Origin of the sequence: Arthrobacter sp. Leaf234 (assembly GCF_001422665.1) — a bacterium.
Taxonomy (GTDB): domain Bacteria; phylum Actinomycetota; class Actinomycetes; order Actinomycetales; family Micrococcaceae; genus Arthrobacter_D.
The window spans coordinates 801538-816632 of the sequence record NZ_LMLU01000001.1 but is presented as its reverse complement, the minus strand read 5'-3'; the positions used below and the strand labels follow the sequence as shown (position 1 = coordinate 816632).

Genomic DNA, 15095 nt, shown 5'->3' with positions numbered 1-15095 from the left:
CCATCATCGGCCCCTGATCCCGCGTCGACCGGACCAGCTCGCACCGAGGGACGACTGCCGGGTGTGATCTGCCGGGTCCGGCTTGTAACGGCAGGTGGTCCTCATGTCGATGATTCAGGCACCGGTGTTCGTCCGCGACGCGTCTGCGGTTCTCGGAAGAATGGTGGTGGGGACGGGGTTCCAGAACGGGACGATCATGTCGGACTATGCAGCAGAAGAGGAGCGGCAGCGCTGCCTGATCGAGGCGGCGATGACCGCCGCGGCTTTCGTGCTCGCGGACGTCGGGCGCCGCTACGTCGAGACCGGCGGTCACGCCGACCTGTTCGAGCTCGAGGCGTACCTCGGCGGTCTCATGCCCCTGCCGGTGACAGAGTGCAACCTCCTCACTCGGGCACTCAACGAACTCATCGATGAGGAACCTCCGCTGCCAAGAGCCCCCTACCGACCGGAGCCCCCTCCCGGCCTCCCCTCCGCGTCAGCCGGCATCGGCCAGCCCTGGGGGCGGGTCGGAGACTGGCTCTGGCGCTTCCCGGGCTCGCTGCCGGAATGAGGACCAGGACGAGGACTCCGTGGGCATCCTGGAACTCATCAGTAGTACACTAATTATTAGGGTACGAAATACAGGAGGAGGATGACGACGCGGATGGATGACGACCTGTTGCTCGAACGACAACTCTGCTTCGCCCTGTCGGTCGCTTCCAGGAGCGTGGTCGGCGCCTATCGTCCGGTCCTCGACGACCTCGGCCTCACCCACCCCCAGTATCTGGTGATGCTCTCGCTCTGGGAGGAGAGCCCCCGCACGGTCAGGAACATCGGCCGGGCGCTCGCCATGGAATCGGCGACCCTCTCCCCGATGCTCAAGCGGCTGGAGGCCCTCGGACTCCTCACCCGGACGCGCGTCCCGGGAAACGAGCGGGCACTCGCCGTCGAGCTGACGACTGCCGGACGGGACCTGCGGTCCCGCGCGGTCGACGTCCCCGGCACCATGATGAAGCGCCTCGGGCTCACCCGGGACCAGGTGGACGCACTCAACGAGGCGATGCACGCGATCATCAGGGCCACGGGGACCGAACTGCCGAGCCCCCCCGCCGGCCAGGCCCGCACGAACCTCCACCCGGACGCATCGATGACCCACGAGAGGCCCCGATCATGAGCACCAAGGAACCCTTGTCAGCACGGTTCATGGCTGCAACCGGCAAGCTGCGCATGTTCTTCGGGCCGGCCCAGCGGGGCTCCACCGCGGGGCCGATCGTGTATCTCGACGACGAGGCGCAGCGCCGGCGGCAGGAGGAACTGCAGCAGTGGACCGTGGTGCGGAACGCGGACGGCTCCACCTACCTGACTCCGAAGCGCGAGGAGCAGGGCCGCGAGCACTAGGTCCGGGGACAACCATCCGGCGTGAGGGCTCCAGGGATACGGATGCCCGGAGCGAGCGTGCACGCCTGCGATGCATCCCTCGCCCTGATGACATCTCGATGAACCGGGCGGTAACTTGCGGATTTCCTGCGTCGGAATCCCTAGGGGACGCACCCCACCGGTGGCAGACTTGCGATGGTCACCGTCTTTCCGCCCGTGGGGATATGCAGGGCGCCCTTTTTGACTCGAACGAGGTCTCAGTTCCATGAGCGCACAGCGCCCTCCAGCCTTCACGTCCACGGACGCCTCGGGGCTCCCCCGAACCACGCTCCTCATGGTGCCCGGCGGACGTGATGCGCAGGACGTCGGCGCGCTGGCGGCGCAGATCGCCGTCGAGACGGAAGCGCTCCTCGAATCCCTGGAAAGTGCTGTGGCGCGGCTCGCGCTCGCTCACCGGTCCTGCACGCAGGACCCGGAGGACCAGGTGACGGACGACGACGCCTTCGCGTGGGTGCAGCAATCCCTGGAGGACGTCGCTGCCACGCTGCGTGGGTTGTCCCTCAACCGCTCCGAGGTCGAGGCAGCACCTGCCGAGCCCCGCGTGCGCGCGGTCAACGGCCCCGCCTGAGCCCTCGTCCGGCACTGATCGGCCAGGACTCCTCGTCCGGCACTGATCGGCCCGGACTGCTCTCGCCCACGGAACGACGACGCCGACCGCCCCACGCGGGACGATCGGCGTCGCGGGTAGGACGACGGGGACTACTGGATGGACTGGCGGGCCCGGATGCCGGCCCTGCCCATCGCGTCTGTGTAGGCCGACTGGATGTCCTTGAGCCACAGCTCCTGGTTCGCCGGGGTGCCCTTGAAGGCACGCTCCCCCGGGGACCGCACTTCGTAGATCTTGAACCCGCGCTTGGCGATCGCGCGGTTCTCGAGCTTCATCAGGCGCCGCGCAGCCTTGTGCGCGTCAGCACCGTGCGCCACCAGGGCGGAGGCACGGGGCACCTGCTGCAGGAAGGTGAGCAACGGCTTCACGCCGTCGGAGATCTGGTCCATCGTCAGCGCCCGCTCCTTGCCCTCGGGCAGGTACCACGGGTGGGCGTTCCAGGGCATGAAGGCGTCGGGACGCAGTCCCACGGCCTCGTAGATCCCGGCCATCCGGATGGAGCTGGGGTCGTCGTTCTCGAAGGAGACGAACCCCGAGGGCAGGGAGGCCCCGGGGTTGGAGAAGAGACTGACGATCTTGCACCCGTCGACGTCATGGATCGGATCGATGTAGGGCACCGCCGATCCCGGCTTGGACTCGGCCAGGGTGTCACACAGCCGGTTCACGTCCTCGATCTGTGGATCGTAGCGTTGTTCCCACTGCTGGTCCCTGTACGTGGGGTCTGCCATGCGCTGTACCAAATTCCGCCTCCTCGCGAACGGCGCCAGAGGTGGCGCGAACGTGTCCGCTGACTTCCAGCCTACGCCAGTCCGCGGCCGGCCTTCCTGGAGCGGGCCCCGCCCCGGCATCCGCACCCTGGCCGCCCACCCGGGTCCTACCCGAATGCCTCAGCCCGCCGCCGGCGCCGTCGGGTACTCGACGTACGCGAAGCGCCGCCCGTCCGGGGCCCAGCTGTTGACGTTGAGCGACCCCTGGCCCCCGATCAGTTCGACGGCGTCCCACGCGTTCCGCCCGTCGGGCTCCGCCACGCGCAGCACCACCGGCTCGTCGGCGGGGTGGCCCAGCACGCCGGGTGGGTAGCTCAGGTACACCAGGCGGCTGCCGTCGGGGGCCGGATGAGGAAACCAGTTCACGCGGTCGTCCGACGTCAGCTGTTCCACGCCGCTGCCGTCCGTGCGCATCCTGAACAGCTGCGAGTGGCCCGCTCGATCGGAGGCGCGCTCGGAGTTGAAATACAGCCACGCGCCGTCCGGGCTGTACTCGGCGCCGTCGTGCGGCCGGTCGGAGTCCGTGAGCCGGCGGGTGGAGCCGTCCCTGACGTCCGCGGTGAAGATGTCGAAGGCCTGGACGCCGTCGCGGCGCCTGCAGCCGATGTGCGCCAGGGTGGTCCCGTCGGGCGAGATGCCGTGCAGGTAGCGGGCCTCCAGGCCGTCGTCGGGCCGCGTCACGCGCCGCGCCTCACCGCCGCCGAGGGGCACCTCGTAGAGATGCCCGTCCTGGGAGGAGAGATAGAGGTACCGTCCGTCGGCGGACACCACGTGGTCGTTGTTGGCGTCCGTCACCGCTCCCGTGAAGATCACGCGCGGCTGCCCGTCCTCCTCCGGCGGGGTGCGGTAGAGCAGGCCGTCGCAGTTGAAGACGAGCCAGGCGCCGTCCGGCGTCCAGTTCGGCGCCTCGATGACGAAGTCGTCGGTCTCGAAGACGCAGGTCGAGGAGCGGGTGACGACGTCGAAGACCATGAGGCGGGCACGCTGCCCCGGGAGCAGCCGGCGCCACCGCGGGGTCTCCGGCCGGAGCCCGTGGTCGTCGCTCCTGCTGCCGCTCTGCCGTTCCACGGTGGTCCTCCCGCGCGTCGCCCTGGTCTGTGCAGCACGGGATCGCACTGCCCTCGGAACGTTCCTCAGCGGCATCGTCATCGTCGCCGCGCTAGGCCTCGAGGGCGCTGGCCCAGAGGTTGATGTCGGACTCGACGGCGAATTCGTCGATCGCGTCCAGCTCATCGGCCGTGAACGCCAGGTTCCGCACGGCGGCGAGGCTGTCCTCGAGCTGTCCGACGCTCGACGCACCGATCAGCGCAGAGGTGACCGGCGTACCCTCGGACCTGTCGCGGAGCACCCAGGCGATGGCCATCTGCGCGAGGCTCTGGCCGCGGCCCGTCGCGATCGCGTCCAGGCCCCTGATCCGCCGCAGGTTCTCCGCGCTGAGCTGCCCGGCGTCCAGGGACTTGTTCGCCGCGGCGCGTGAGTCCTCGGGGATGCCGTCGAGGTACTTGCTGGTCAGGAGGCCCTGCGCCAGCGGCGAGAAGGCGATGGACCCGGCGCCCACCTGCTCGAGGGCCTCGTACAGGTTGGGCGTGCCGTCCTCCGTCCAGCGGTTGAGCATGGAGTAGGAGGGCTGGTGGATGAGCAGCGGCGTCCCGAGGTCCCGCAGGATGGCCGCCGCCTGCAGGGTGCGCTCGGGCGAGTAGGAGGAGATCCCCGCGTAGAGCGCGCGGCCGGAGCGGACCGCGGTGTCGAGGGCGCCCATCGTCTCCTCGAGCGGGGTGTCGGGATCCGGGCGGTGGCTGTAGAAGATGTCGACGTACTCGAGGCCCATGCGCCCGAGCGACTGGTCGAGACTTGAGAGGAGATACTTCCGCGAGCCCCACTCACCGTACGGGCCAGGCCACATGCCGTAGCCGGCCTTCGTCGAGATCACGAGTTCGTTTCGGAAGGGCCGGAAGTCGTCCTTCAGGTGCCGGCCGAAATTCGCCTCGGCACTACCGGCCGGCGGTCCGTAGTTGTTGGCGAGGTCGAAGTGGGTGACGCCGAGGTCGAAGGCCCGGCGGAGGATGTCACGCTGCACCTCGAAGGGCTTGTCGTCCCCGAAGTTGTGCCACAGGCCGAGGGAGACGGCGGGCAGCTGCAAGCCGCTCCGTCCAACACGGCGGTAGGGCATGGAGTCGTAGCGGTCGTCGGCGGGCAGGTACGTCATCGGACAGTCCGTTCTCGATCTGGTGGAGAGCAGGGCGGCTGCGGGCGGCTCGCGCGTCCGCGGTCTTCGTCAGGTGGCTCCGTCGGGCCACCGGGGGCGGGCGGGCGCCGTCGGTCCTGGCCGAAGCGGCACCGCGGCTCATCCGCGGCGCCGCCCCGGGATCAGGAGAGGGTCGCGGCGTACGGGTCCCAGTCCTCCGGCAGTGGTTCGGCTGCGGTCGCCGTGCTGGAGAGCGTGACGAACTCGCCGGTGGCCACGCTCTCGGAGATGGAGACCATCGCATCGAGCACGTGGTAGGCCATCTCGCCCTGTGCGCGGTGCGGACGCCCCTCGCGGATGGCCCGCGCCATCTCGAGCACCCCGCTGCCGCGCGTGGACGTCGCGCCCACGGCGGGGATCACCTCGGCCTCGTCGGAGCCGCGGCGGGTCAGGGTGAGGTCACCGGTGAAGTTGTTCGGGTCGGGGAACGCGAGGGTGCCGTCTGTGCCCGTGACCTCCACGAAGCCCGCACGCTTGAGCGGCGAGTCGAAGCTGAAGATGCTCTGCGAGGACTCGCCGTTCGCGAACTGGGCGATGGCGCTGACGTGCGAGGGCACGGTGACGTCGAAGACCTCGCCGGCCTTCGGACCGGAACCGATGGTCCGGGTCGACCGCGAGGTGGAGCCGAACCCGGCCACCTTGGTGATGGCTCCGAAGGTCTGCACCAGCGTGGTCAGGTAGTACGGACCGATGTCGAACAGCGGCCCTGCACCCTCCTGGAAGAGGAAGGCGGGGTTCGGGTGCCAGGACTCGGGGCCCGGGGACTGCATGAGGGTGAGGGCCGTCAGGGGTACCCCGATGTCACCGCGGGCGACGAGGCGCAAGGCGGTCTGCAGGCCGGCGCCGAGGAAGGTGTCCGGGGCGCAGCCCAGCCGCAGGCCCGCGGCGTCGGCGGTCTTCAGGAGCCCGATGCCGCTCTCGCGGTCCAGCGAGAAGGGCTTCTCGCTCCACACGTGCTTGCCGGCCGCGACCGCGGCGGTGGCCACCTCGACGTGCGCGGCGGGGATGGTCAGGTTCACCACGATCTCGACGTCGGGGTGGTTGAGCGCGTCCTGCACGCCGCCCGAGGCGGGCACTCCGAACTCGGCGGCGCGGGCTGCGGCAACCTCCTCGAACATGTCGGCGACGATGTGCACCGTCACGTCCGGGAAGCTCGTGAGGTTGGTCAGGTACTCCTTGCTGATGACGCCGGCGCCGATGACGGCGACGCCGACCGGGCCGGTGCGGTGGCCCGCTGCAGCGGTACCGGGGGTGTCCGCGCTCATTTCTTCCCCTCGTCGAGATAGGTCAGGCTGTCGGCGACGGCGGTGAAGACGTCCCCGTCGAAATCGTCGAGTTCCACGACGGCGGCCTCGAGGCCGGGGACGGCGTCGAGCACGTCCCAGACGCGCATGGAGCCGTGGCCGACCGCCACCTGCTCCTTGTCGTTCTTGGTGAGCGGACCGTCCTTGATGTGGACGAAGCGCACGCGGCCACCCAGGCGGCGCAGCAGTTCTGCGGGGTCCTCGCCGCCGACCGCGGCCCAGTAGGTGTCCACCTCGAGGACGACCTCGGGGTCGAGGTACCGGGTGAGCACCTCGAGGGCCGAGGTGCCGTCGATGCGTTCCTCGAGTTCGAACTCGTGGTTGTGGTACCCGACCCGGATGCCGTACTCGGCGCCCTTCTTCGCTGCCGCGTTGAGTGCCTCCGCCGTCGCCTTGATGTCCTCCTCGGTGGTCCAGTGCGAGCGCTCCACGTGGGGGTCGATCACCGTGCCGATGCCGAGCGTGCGGGCGGCCTCGAAGATCTCGTCCTGGTCGGCGCGCAGCAGGGGCGCATGGCCTGAGGGTGCGCTCAGCCCGTTCGACGAGAGCGCTTCGGCGAGCTGCTCCGCCGTGGCGACGAAGTTGTAGGGCTCGACGGCGGTGTAGCCGAGATCCGCGACGCGCTTGATGGTGCCCGGCAGGTCCTCCCCCATGGCTGTCCGCAGTGTGTAGAGCTGGAGTGAGTACGTCACGGGGATTCTCCTCGCTGAGAAAGTAGGACTACTGAACCGGTTCAGGTATGACACGAACCTAGGGGATAGGACGGGGCCGGTCAAGGAAAACCTGACGCTATTGTGGAAGCCATGGCCAAGGAAACCATCGCCGGCCTGGCGAAGAGGCTGGGCATCTCGAAGGCATCGGTGTCCTACGCGCTCAACGGCCAGCCAGGGGTCAGCGAGGTGACGCGGCGCCGCGTGCTGGACCTCGCCGAGGAGCTCGAGTGGTACCCCAGCTCGTCGGCCCGCGCGCTCTCCCGTTCCCGGTCGGGTGCGGTGGGGATGGTCCTCTCGGCGGATCCGGACCTCATCGGCACCGAGCCCTACTACATGGGCCTGCTCGCGGGCATCGAGACGGCCCTCGCCGAGGGCGACATGGCACTGATGCTGCGCATGGTCGGCACGGACCCGGCGCAGGAACGGGCCACGTACGAGCGGTGGGCGGGTGAACGCAAGGTCGACGGCGTCCTCATGTTCGACCACCTGCACGAGGATCCGCGGCCCGCGCTGCTCGACCGGCTGGGCCTCCCGTTCGTCCTGCACGGCGCCCCGGAGCGGCACGGGCCGGCCCTGTTCTCGGGCACGACGACGGACCACGCCGTGGATTCCGCGACGATCGTCGACCACCTCCACCTCCGCGGCCACCGGCGGATCGCGCACGTCTCGGGCCCCCACCGGTTCCTGCACGAGGAGCAGCGCATCGCCTGCGTCCGGCGCAGTGCTGCCGCGCACGGCATGGCCGTGGTCACACGCGAGGGGAACTACGCCCTCGCCGCCGGTCACGACGCCGTCGTGTCCCTCCTCGGCGACACCGCGGAGGACGGCGTCACCGCCGTGATCCTCGGCAACGACCTCATGTCCATGGGCGCGCTCCTGGCACTCCGCGAGCTGGGCCTGCGGTGCCCCGAGGACGTGGCGATCGTGAGCTGGGACGACTCACTGCACTGCCAGCTCGCCTCTCCGTCGGTCACCGCCCTGTCCAGGAACCCGGTCATGCAGGGGCGGGTGGCGGCGGAGCTCCTGCTCTCGCTCCTCGACGCGGGCACGCTGCAGACGCGTGCGATGCCGGCGAGCGACCTCGTGGCCAGGTCCAGCACCGGGAGCTGACCGCGGCCGCCACCGGCCCGCACCCGGAGGTGCAGCCGGCCACCGATGATTTCCCACCGCCCGAGCCGTCCATCAGGAAGCGGACCCGGCAGGAACCCGCAGGACGCACCAGCGCACCGCACCGCACCGCACCGCACCGACCATGATCGAGCGTCAGGAGCACATCCCATGGCTGCACCCCTCGTCTACCTCAGCTTCCCGGGCACGGCACGTGAGGCCCTCGGCTTCTACCGGGACACCTTCGGGGGTGATCTGACCCTGCACACGTACGAGGAGTTCGGCAGGACCGACGGACCGCCGGACGCCGTGGCGCACGGGGTGCTCGACGGCGTGGTCGCCCTAGGCGGATCGGACGCTCCCGACGGCGGGACCACCGTCCGGCTCGAGGGCGTCCTGCTGTCGCTCCTCCGCACTGCCGGACCCGCGGTCCTGCACAGGTGGTTCGACGCCCTCGCCGACGGCGGTTCCGTGACCGATCCCCTGGCGAGGAAGCCGTGGGGAGCCACGGACGGCCAGGTGACCGACCGCCACGGCCTGCACTGGCTCATCGGCTACGAGCCCGAGGAATAGCCGACCCGGCCCCCGACGATGCGACCGTGCGATCGGTCGATCCCTTGGCTGGAGCGGCCGGAGTTCCGCCTCGGCTCAGCCCGCCGTCGCGAGGGCCGCGCCCAGCGGCAACGCCTCACCGGCGAGGGACAGCGCGCCACGCACCCCGGACTCGTCCCCGAGGGCGGGCCTGACCACGTAGCCGCTGCGGGTGTCGGTCAGCGGGTGATCGGCGAGCGCGCCGCCCACCAGCAGGGCCAGTTGCTCCCGTACGGCGTCGAGCAGCCCCGGCGTCTTCAGCACCCCGCCCCCGACGACGATCCGCTGCGGCGCCGCCGCATAGGTGATCGTGGCCAGCAGCTGGGCCACGTAGTAGGCCGAGAACTCCACCGCGCGGTGGCGCAGCGATCCGAGCTCGTGGCCCGGGCGTCCCCACCGGGCAGCGACGGAGGGACCCGAGGCGAGTCCCTCCAGGCAGTCCCCGTGGAAGGGGCACACGCCCGGGAAGGAGTCCTCCGGGTGCCGTCGGATGACCAGGTGTCCCAGTTCCGGGTGGCTGCGGAGCGTGAAGGGCGCCCCGTTCACCACGATGCCGGCACCGATCCCCGTTCCCACCGTCACGTAGGCGAGGTCCGCGACGCCCCGGCCCGCACCGAACCGGTGCTCACCGAGCGCAGCCCCTGTGACGTCCGTGACGAGGCGGACGGGCGTCCCGTCCACGAGGCCGAGACCGGCGATGAGGTCGGTGTCGCGCCAGCCCGGCTTGGGTGTGGAGGTGATCCGGCCGTAGCGGGGGGACGCGGCGTCGACCTCGACCGGCCCGAAAGAGGCCAGCCCGACGGCGTCGAACCGCCCGTCGACGGCGTACGGAGCGAGGAAGGCGCGGACCGCCGCGAGGGTCTCCGCGGGTGAGGTGGTGTCGATGCGCGCCTGGTCGACCGGGCTCTCGGGGTCCCGGGGATCCGCGACGGCACAGATGACCTTGGTGCCACCCGTCTCGATACCGGCGATCATGACGCCACGGTCCCTTCCGCGGCGTCCGGCCGTGGCGTGCCCGCGAGGGCAGCGCTGTCACCGATGCAGCGGATCACCGGTGACCGCTCCGCCACCGACAGGTCTGCGGGCACGCTGAGGGGTGCGCCGTCCCGCCGGCTGACGGTGAAGGTCACGGTCTCGCCGGGCAGGAGGGTGACCATCATGTCGTCGACGGTGAGATCCGGCGCCGGGACGTCCAGCAGGTCGGCGAGGCGGTCCGCGAAGACGCACAGGTCCCGTAGCAGTGACCCCGCCTCGACGGTGATGCGGAGGAACCCGCCATCGGCCGAGGCGCGCGCCGTGAAGCTCGGTCCGGACGGCGCGAGCGCCGCATCGGGGACGAAGAACCAGGTGGAGCGCAGCCCGTCGGCGTCCGCCACGAGGAATTCGCGGTCGCTCGCCTCGGTGAGTGCGGCGGGGAGCGCCGTGCGCGCCGTCCCATCCGGAGCTGCCGTGAGGGTGAGCTCCGCCCGTCCCACCTCGGCGCCGTCGAGCGTCAGGCGGCGGACGACGACGTCGGCCGACGCCGCGTCGAGCCCGTCGTTGACGAGGACGATCTCGAGTCCGTCCGGACCGGTGGGGTCGTCGGTTCCGCCCGCGGTGACGGGGACGATCGCGAGCATCCGTTCGGCGAAGGACCGGCGGAGCGCGTACCAGACGGGCTTCTCGATGCCGTCACCGTCCACCGCCGACCAGCTGAGCACGGGCCAACAGTCGTTGAGCTGCCAGATGACCACACCGGCGCACCGTTCGCGGGTCCGCAGCCATTCGGCGCCGACCGCCTGCGAGCGTGCCTGCACCATCTGGGTCAGGTAGTGCCAGTCCTCCGCAGCCTCGGGGGCACCGAAGTAGGGTTCGAGGCCGCGGGCGAGTTTCTCCATGCCGTCCGCGGCACGCATGTGGTGCGCCACCTGCGGGTTGTCGGGCACGAGGTCCCCCTCCGTCACGACACGGCGCAGGGTGGACCAGGCCGGGGGCGCACACCAGCCCATCTCGGAGACGAAGGGCGGATCGACGTCGCGGTAGTGCACGAAGTCGACGGTGTTCCACACCTCCCAGATGTGGACGGGTCCCTCGTCACGGCTGTTGGGGTGCTTCTCCATCGACCCCGCCCACGGGCTGTTGGGGACGTAGGGGCGCGAGGGATCGAGACGCCCGATGACGCCCGGGAGGACCTCGGTGTAGAAGGCGGCGCCGTACGGGCGGCCCTGCAGGATCTCGGGCCAGCCCCAGTCGTACATGCCCCAGACGCACTCGTTGCCGCCGCACCAGATGACGAGGCTCGGGTGCGCGGACAGGCGGGCCACGGCCTGCTCGGCCTCGGTGGTGACGGCCTCGATCATGGCGTCGGACTCGTCGTAGGCGGCGCAGGCGAAGAGGAAGTCGTGCCACACCATCAGGCCGCGCTCGTCGCAGCCGGCCATGAACTCCTCGGTGGAGAAGTATCCGCCGCCCCAGATGCGCAGGAGGTTGGCTCCGCCGTCCACGGCCTGGTCCAGGCGCCGGCCGAGCCGCTCCTCCGTCACCTCGGCGATGAAGGGATCGTCCGGGATCCAGTTGTAGCCGCGCACGCGGACGCGCCTGCCGTTCACCACGAGGGCCCAGGTGGTGCCGACGGCGTCCGGCTCCTCCTCGACAACGACGGTGCGCAGGCCGATACGGCGCGTGCCCTCCGCGAGCACGTGGCCCTCGGTCCCGGCCGTCACGGACAGGCCGTAGAGGGGCTGGTCCCCGAGGCCCGTCGGCCACCACAGCGCGGGATCGGCGACCTCGAGCGCGAGCACCGCCCGGTCGGCCCCGGCCGCCACGCTGCTGCGGGCCACCTCCGAGCCGTCGGGCGCGGTCAGGACGGCCGTGACGGACACGTCCGACGTCGTCCCCTGCCGGTCGAGGCCCACGGTGATGCCGACGCGGGCCGAACCGCCGTCGAGCGTGACATCGGGGCGGATCGAATCGATCCGCACGCCGGACCATGCCTCGAGGCGGATGGGCTGCCAGATGCCGGCGGTGACGTAGTGCGGTCCCCAGTCCCACCCGAAGTTGCAGGCACTCTTGCGGACGAAGGGGTACGGCTCGTCGTACGGCCGGGGCAGCTCACCGACCTGGACCTCGCACTCGTGCGCGGCGTCCCAGGCTGACCCGAAGCGGATCTCGAGCAGGTTCTCGCCAGGAAGGAGCAGGTGCGCCACGTCCCAGCGGTACCCGATGTGCTGGTCCGCCGTCATGGCCACCTCGTGGCCGTTCAGCGTGACCGTGGCGAAGGTGTCCAGCCCTTCGGCCACGAGCTCGATCCGCTCCCCCGCGATCGTGCCGTCCCATGCGAAGTGGCGGGCGTACGTCCACTGCGAGTGCCCGATCCACATCTGGTCCGCCTCGCGAAGCCCCACATCGGGGTCGTCGAGCAGGCCCGCGGCCATGAGGTCCGTGTGCACCTGGCCGGGCACGGAGGCCCGGATGGGCGCGCCGGACGTCGCGTACGACGGCGCATCCACCGGTCCGGCGGTCCAGGTGAGGTTCCAGCTGCCGCCGAGGTCGAGGGCCTGCGGTGCGGGGGTGAAGGTGTTCATGCGCGTACTCCAGTAGGTCTGCGGCGGCTTGCGCCGCCTGTGGTTCGGGGACCGGGGTCAGGCGCTGAGGCGCTTCTCCGGGTTGGGCGCGGCCTCCGCGAGGAGCTGCGTGTACTCGTGCTGGGGGTTGAGGATGACGTCGTCGGCCGGGCCGCGCTCCACGATCTCGCCCTTGAACATCACGAGGATGTCGTCCGAGAAGTGGCGTGCGGTGGCGAGGTCGTGCGTGATGTAGAAGACGCCGAGGTTCTCCTCGCGCTGCAGGTCGGCCAGGAGGTTGAGCACTCCGAGGCGGATCGAGACATCGAGCATGGACACCGGCTCGTCGGCGACGAGGATCTTCGGCTCGGGCGCGAGGGCGCGGGCGATCGCGATGCGCTGGCGCTGGCCGCCGGAGAGCTCGTGCGGCTTGCGCTGGGCCATGTCGGGGTCCAGCCGTACCCTCTCGAGCAGCGACATGACACCGGCCATGACCTCGTCGCGGCCCGTCGCCTTGCCGTGCAGGATCAAGGGCCGGCCGATGTGGTGGGCGATGGTGTGGTAGGGATTCAGCGAGGCGAACGGGTCCTGGAACACCATCTGCACGTCGCTGCGGTACTGCCGGAGCCCTGCACCCCGCCTGCTCACGGGCTCGCCGTCGAGCAGGATGCTGCCGGAGGTGGGCCGTTCGAGCTGCATGAGCAGCTTGGCGAGCGTGGACTTGCCGCTGCCGCTCTGTCCCACGAGGGCCACGGTGCGGCCGCTGTCGATCGAGAAGCTGACATTGTTCACGGCCTTCAGGGTGGTGGACCTCAGCCCGTTCCGCAGCCGGTACTCCTTGACCAGATCCCTGACCTCGAGTGCGCTCATGCCTGTCCTCCGTCCTGGTGCCGCGTTCCTCCGCGGATGAAGTCGCCGCGTTCGCCGGTCAGGCTGGGGAAGGAGGCGAGCAGCTTCTTGGTGTAGTCGTGCTGCGGGTTCGTGTAGAGCTCGACGGCGTCCCCGAGTTCCACGATCTCGCCCTCGCGCATGACCGCGATGCGGTCACTGATCTCCAGCAGGAGCGGGAGGTCGTGCGTGATGAAGATGACGGCGAAGCCGAGATCGGCGCGCAGGCGCGTGATCTCGCGCAGGATCTCGCGCTGGACCACGACGTCGAGGGCGGTGGTCGGCTCGTCCATGATCATGACCTGCGGGTCCAGCGCCATGGCCATGGCGATCATGACGCGCTGGCGCATGCCGCCGGAGAGCTCGTGCGGGTAGGAGCGCAGGCGGGCCCGATCCACCCCGACGCGTTCCAGGAGGTCGCCGCACCGGGTCCGGCGCTCCTTCCTGGACAGGTCGGGGCGGTGCGTGGAGAAGATGTCCTCCATCTGCCGCTGGACCGTGATCACGGGGTTGAGCGAGTTCATGGCCCCCTGGAAGACCATCGCGATCTTGTCCCAGCGGAAGGCCCGCAGCTCCTCCCCGCTGAGTTCATTGAGGTCGATCACGTAGCCCTCGCGCGAATGGAAATGGGCGGTGCCGCCGGTGATGACGGCGGGGGGCTTCAGGAGGCGGTTGATGCCGTAGGCGAGCGTGGACTTCCCGCAGCCGCTCTCCCCCGCGAGACCGAGGATCTCGCCCCGGCCGAGCGAGAGCGTCACGTTCTTCACCGCTCGGACCACGCGGTCGCCCTTGTACTCGACGCTGAAGTCCTCGATGGTCAGGACCGGGTGCTCGCGGGCCTCGGCGGCCCGCTCGGTGCGGCGCTCGCGTCCGGGCCGCGCCTCGTCCGCGGATCCGCGTGCGCCGACGTCGGTGATGCTGACGGAATGGGCTCCCTGGTCGGTGCTGCTCACAGGACGTCCTCCTTGGTGGCGGCGCGCAGTTCTGCCTTCGATAGCTTCCAGCCGCGCCGGGTGGCCCGTGTCTGCGAGCGCAGCTTCGGATTGATGATCTCGTCGATCGAGAAGTTGATGAGGGCGAGGGCCGCGCCGAAGAGGGCGATCAGCAGTCCCGGCGGGACGAACCACCACCAGGCGCCCAGCCTCAGCGCGAGGCCGTTCTGCGCGAAGTACAGCATGGTGCCCCAGGTGAAGGAGTCCGCGGCGCCGAGGCCGAGGAAGGACAGTCCGGCCTCGCCCAGGATGGCGAAGATGACGGCGAACACCACCTGCGAGGCGAGGAGCGGGATCAGGTTGGGGAGGATCTCGACGCCGAGGATGCGCCAGGGCTTCTCGCCCGACACCCGGGCCGCGGCGACGTAGTCGCGGTTCCGCACGCTCAGGGTGAAGCCGCGCAGCACGCGCGCCGACCCGGCCCAGCCGGTGATGGCGAGGACCACGGAGACCAGGAGGATGCTCTTCTCCGGGACGTAGCTGGAGATGATGATGACCAGCGGGAGCCCCGGGATCACGAGCATGACATTGGTGAACAGGGAGAAGGACTCGTCGAGCCAGCCCCCGAAGTAGGCGCCGATGATCCCGAAGAACGCGGACAGGAAGAGGGTCAGGATGCCGACGATCAAGCCGACGGTGAGCGATCCGCGCGTCGCGTACGCGAGCTGCGCGAAGACGTCCTGCCCGGTCTGGGTGGTGCCGAGGATGAAGCCGTCGGCGGGGCCGGCGAGGCCCACGTTGTCGACCTCCGAGGGATCACCCACGAAGAAGGGTGCGATGATCCCGAAGAGGATGATGCTGCCGGCGATGAGGAGCCCGATGGCCAGCTTCGGCGTCATCGGTGGCATTGATCGTCTCGACCGGGTGGAGCGCGCGCTGGTGGCGGCGATCCCCGGGTCCTGCGTGGTGGCGGTCATGGCGGA

Annotated in this window: 16 protein-coding genes; 6 read left to right on the top strand and 10 right to left on the bottom strand. The window is 70.2% G+C overall.

Annotated features, from left to right (window positions below; genetic code table 11):
- The first annotated feature begins 103 nt into the window (after positions 1-103).
- The 4 genes from ASF21_RS03815 (at position 104) to ASF21_RS03800 (ending at position 1984) form a co-directional block, all read left to right on the top strand.
- Positions 104-550: a hypothetical protein gene (locus ASF21_RS03815; protein ID WP_157365728.1), complete on the top strand. Its 447-nt coding sequence runs from the start codon at positions 104-106 to the stop codon at positions 548-550.
- Between the two features lie 93 nt (positions 551-643).
- A complete protein-coding gene (locus ASF21_RS03810) occupies positions 644-1153 on the top strand; it encodes a MarR family winged helix-turn-helix transcriptional regulator (protein WP_414826596.1) in 510 nt (169 codons plus the stop codon).
- The gene (locus ASF21_RS03805) at positions 1150-1377 is read left to right on the top strand and encodes a hypothetical protein (protein WP_157365727.1); all 228 of its coding nucleotides are present in this window, start codon (positions 1150-1152) and stop codon (positions 1375-1377) included. Before ASF21_RS03810 ends, ASF21_RS03805 begins: the two co-directional genes overlap by 4 nt.
- A 244-nt stretch (positions 1378-1621) precedes the next feature.
- The gene (locus tag ASF21_RS03800) at positions 1622-1984 is read left to right on the top strand and encodes a hypothetical protein (protein WP_055766975.1); all 363 of its coding nucleotides are present in this window, start codon (positions 1622-1624) and stop codon (positions 1982-1984) included.
- A gap of 131 nt (positions 1985-2115) precedes the next feature.
- On the opposite strand, the gene ASF21_RS03795 is transcribed toward ASF21_RS03800, so the two are convergent.
- The 5 genes from ASF21_RS03795 to ASF21_RS03775 all read right to left on the bottom strand — a co-directional run bounded on the left by ASF21_RS03795 (position 2116) and on the right by ASF21_RS03775 (position 7031).
- The gene (locus tag ASF21_RS03795) at positions 2116-2751 is read right to left on the bottom strand and encodes a uracil-DNA glycosylase (protein ID WP_055766972.1); all 636 of its coding nucleotides are present in this window, start codon (positions 2749-2751) and stop codon (positions 2116-2118) included.
- Between the two features lie 159 nt (positions 2752-2910).
- A complete protein-coding gene (locus ASF21_RS03790; protein ID WP_235498641.1) occupies positions 2911-3858 on the bottom strand; it encodes a TolB family protein in 948 nt (315 codons plus the stop codon).
- A gap of 91 nt (positions 3859-3949) precedes the next feature.
- The gene (gene mgrA / locus ASF21_RS03785; protein WP_055766969.1) at positions 3950-4996 is read right to left on the bottom strand and encodes an L-glyceraldehyde 3-phosphate reductase; all 1047 of its coding nucleotides are present in this window, start codon (positions 4994-4996) and stop codon (positions 3950-3952) included.
- Between the two features lie 161 nt (positions 4997-5157).
- Entirely contained in the window at positions 5158-6300 is a 1143-nt protein-coding gene (locus tag ASF21_RS03780) for a Gfo/Idh/MocA family protein (protein ID WP_055766966.1), read from the bottom strand.
- Positions 6297-7031: a sugar phosphate isomerase/epimerase family protein gene (locus tag ASF21_RS03775; protein WP_055766963.1), complete on the bottom strand. Its 735-nt coding sequence runs from the start codon at positions 7029-7031 to the stop codon at positions 6297-6299. Before ASF21_RS03775 ends, ASF21_RS03780 begins: the two co-directional genes overlap by 4 nt.
- 111 nt (positions 7032-7142) lie before the next feature.
- Here ASF21_RS03775 and ASF21_RS03770 point away from each other — a divergent pair, with 111 nt between their 5' ends.
- Positions 7143-8162 (top strand): LacI family DNA-binding transcriptional regulator, encoded by a 1020-nt coding sequence (locus ASF21_RS03770; protein ID WP_055766959.1) that lies wholly within the window; start codon positions 7143-7145, stop codon positions 8160-8162.
- Between the two features lie 168 nt (positions 8163-8330).
- A complete protein-coding gene (locus ASF21_RS03765) occupies positions 8331-8732 on the top strand; it encodes a VOC family protein (protein WP_055766956.1) in 402 nt (133 codons plus the stop codon).
- Between the two features lie 75 nt (positions 8733-8807).
- Here ASF21_RS03765 and ASF21_RS03760 read toward each other — a convergent pair whose 3' ends face one another.
- The 5 genes from ASF21_RS03760 to ASF21_RS03740 form a co-directional block, all read right to left on the bottom strand.
- Positions 8808-9725, bottom strand: a complete 918-nt coding sequence (locus tag ASF21_RS03760; RefSeq protein ID WP_055766953.1) for an ROK family protein — start codon at positions 9723-9725, stop codon at positions 8808-8810.
- Complete coding sequence (locus ASF21_RS03755; RefSeq protein ID WP_055766950.1) at positions 9722-12313, bottom strand: glycoside hydrolase family 2 protein; 2592 nt, start codon at positions 12311-12313, stop codon at positions 9722-9724. The genes ASF21_RS03760 and ASF21_RS03755 overlap by 4 nt, the downstream gene beginning before the upstream one ends.
- Positions 12314-12370: 57 nt before the next feature.
- Complete coding sequence (locus ASF21_RS03750; RefSeq protein ID WP_055766947.1) at positions 12371-13162, bottom strand: ABC transporter ATP-binding protein; 792 nt, start codon at positions 13160-13162, stop codon at positions 12371-12373.
- Positions 13159-14001, bottom strand: a complete 843-nt coding sequence (locus tag ASF21_RS03745) for an ABC transporter ATP-binding protein (protein WP_055769078.1) — start codon at positions 13999-14001, stop codon at positions 13159-13161. Before ASF21_RS03745 ends, ASF21_RS03750 begins: the two co-directional genes overlap by 4 nt.
- A 128-nt stretch (positions 14002-14129) precedes the next feature.
- Positions 14130-15089, bottom strand: coding sequence for an ABC transporter permease (locus ASF21_RS03740; protein ID WP_055766944.1), 960 nt, complete (start codon positions 15087-15089; stop codon positions 14130-14132).
- Between the last annotated feature and the right edge of the window lie 6 nt (positions 15090-15095).

Coding starts and splice junctions, on each gene's coding strand:
- ASF21_RS03770 (WP_055766959.1), top strand. CDS start 7,143: ATGGCCAAGGAAACCATCGCCGGCCTGGCGAAGAGGCTGGGCATCTCG.
- mgrA (WP_055766969.1), bottom strand. CDS start 4,996: ATGACGTACCTGCCCGCCGACGACCGCTACGACTCCATGCCCTACCGC.
- ASF21_RS03760 (WP_055766953.1), bottom strand. CDS start 9,725: ATGATCGCCGGTATCGAGACGGGTGGCACCAAGGTCATCTGTGCCGTC.
- ASF21_RS03815 (WP_157365728.1), top strand. CDS start 104: ATGTCGATGATTCAGGCACCGGTGTTCGTCCGCGACGCGTCTGCGGTT.
- ASF21_RS03805 (WP_157365727.1), top strand. CDS start 1,150: ATGAGCACCAAGGAACCCTTGTCAGCACGGTTCATGGCTGCAACCGGC.
- ASF21_RS03765 (WP_055766956.1), top strand. CDS start 8,331: ATGGCTGCACCCCTCGTCTACCTCAGCTTCCCGGGCACGGCACGTGAG.
- ASF21_RS03810 (WP_414826596.1), top strand. CDS start 644: ATGGATGACGACCTGTTGCTCGAACGACAACTCTGCTTCGCCCTGTCG.
- ASF21_RS03800 (WP_055766975.1), top strand. CDS start 1,622: ATGAGCGCACAGCGCCCTCCAGCCTTCACGTCCACGGACGCCTCGGGG.
- ASF21_RS03780 (WP_055766966.1), bottom strand. CDS start 6,300: ATGAGCGCGGACACCCCCGGTACCGCTGCAGCGGGCCACCGCACCGGC.
- ASF21_RS03740 (WP_055766944.1), bottom strand. CDS start 15,089: ATGACCGCCACCACGCAGGACCCGGGGATCGCCGCCACCAGCGCGCGC.
- ASF21_RS03750 (WP_055766947.1), bottom strand. CDS start 13,162: ATGAGCGCACTCGAGGTCAGGGATCTGGTCAAGGAGTACCGGCTGCGG.
- ASF21_RS03755 (WP_055766950.1), bottom strand. CDS start 12,313: ATGAACACCTTCACCCCCGCACCGCAGGCCCTCGACCTCGGCGGCAGC.
- ASF21_RS03795 (WP_055766972.1), bottom strand. CDS start 2,751: ATGGCAGACCCCACGTACAGGGACCAGCAGTGGGAACAACGCTACGAT.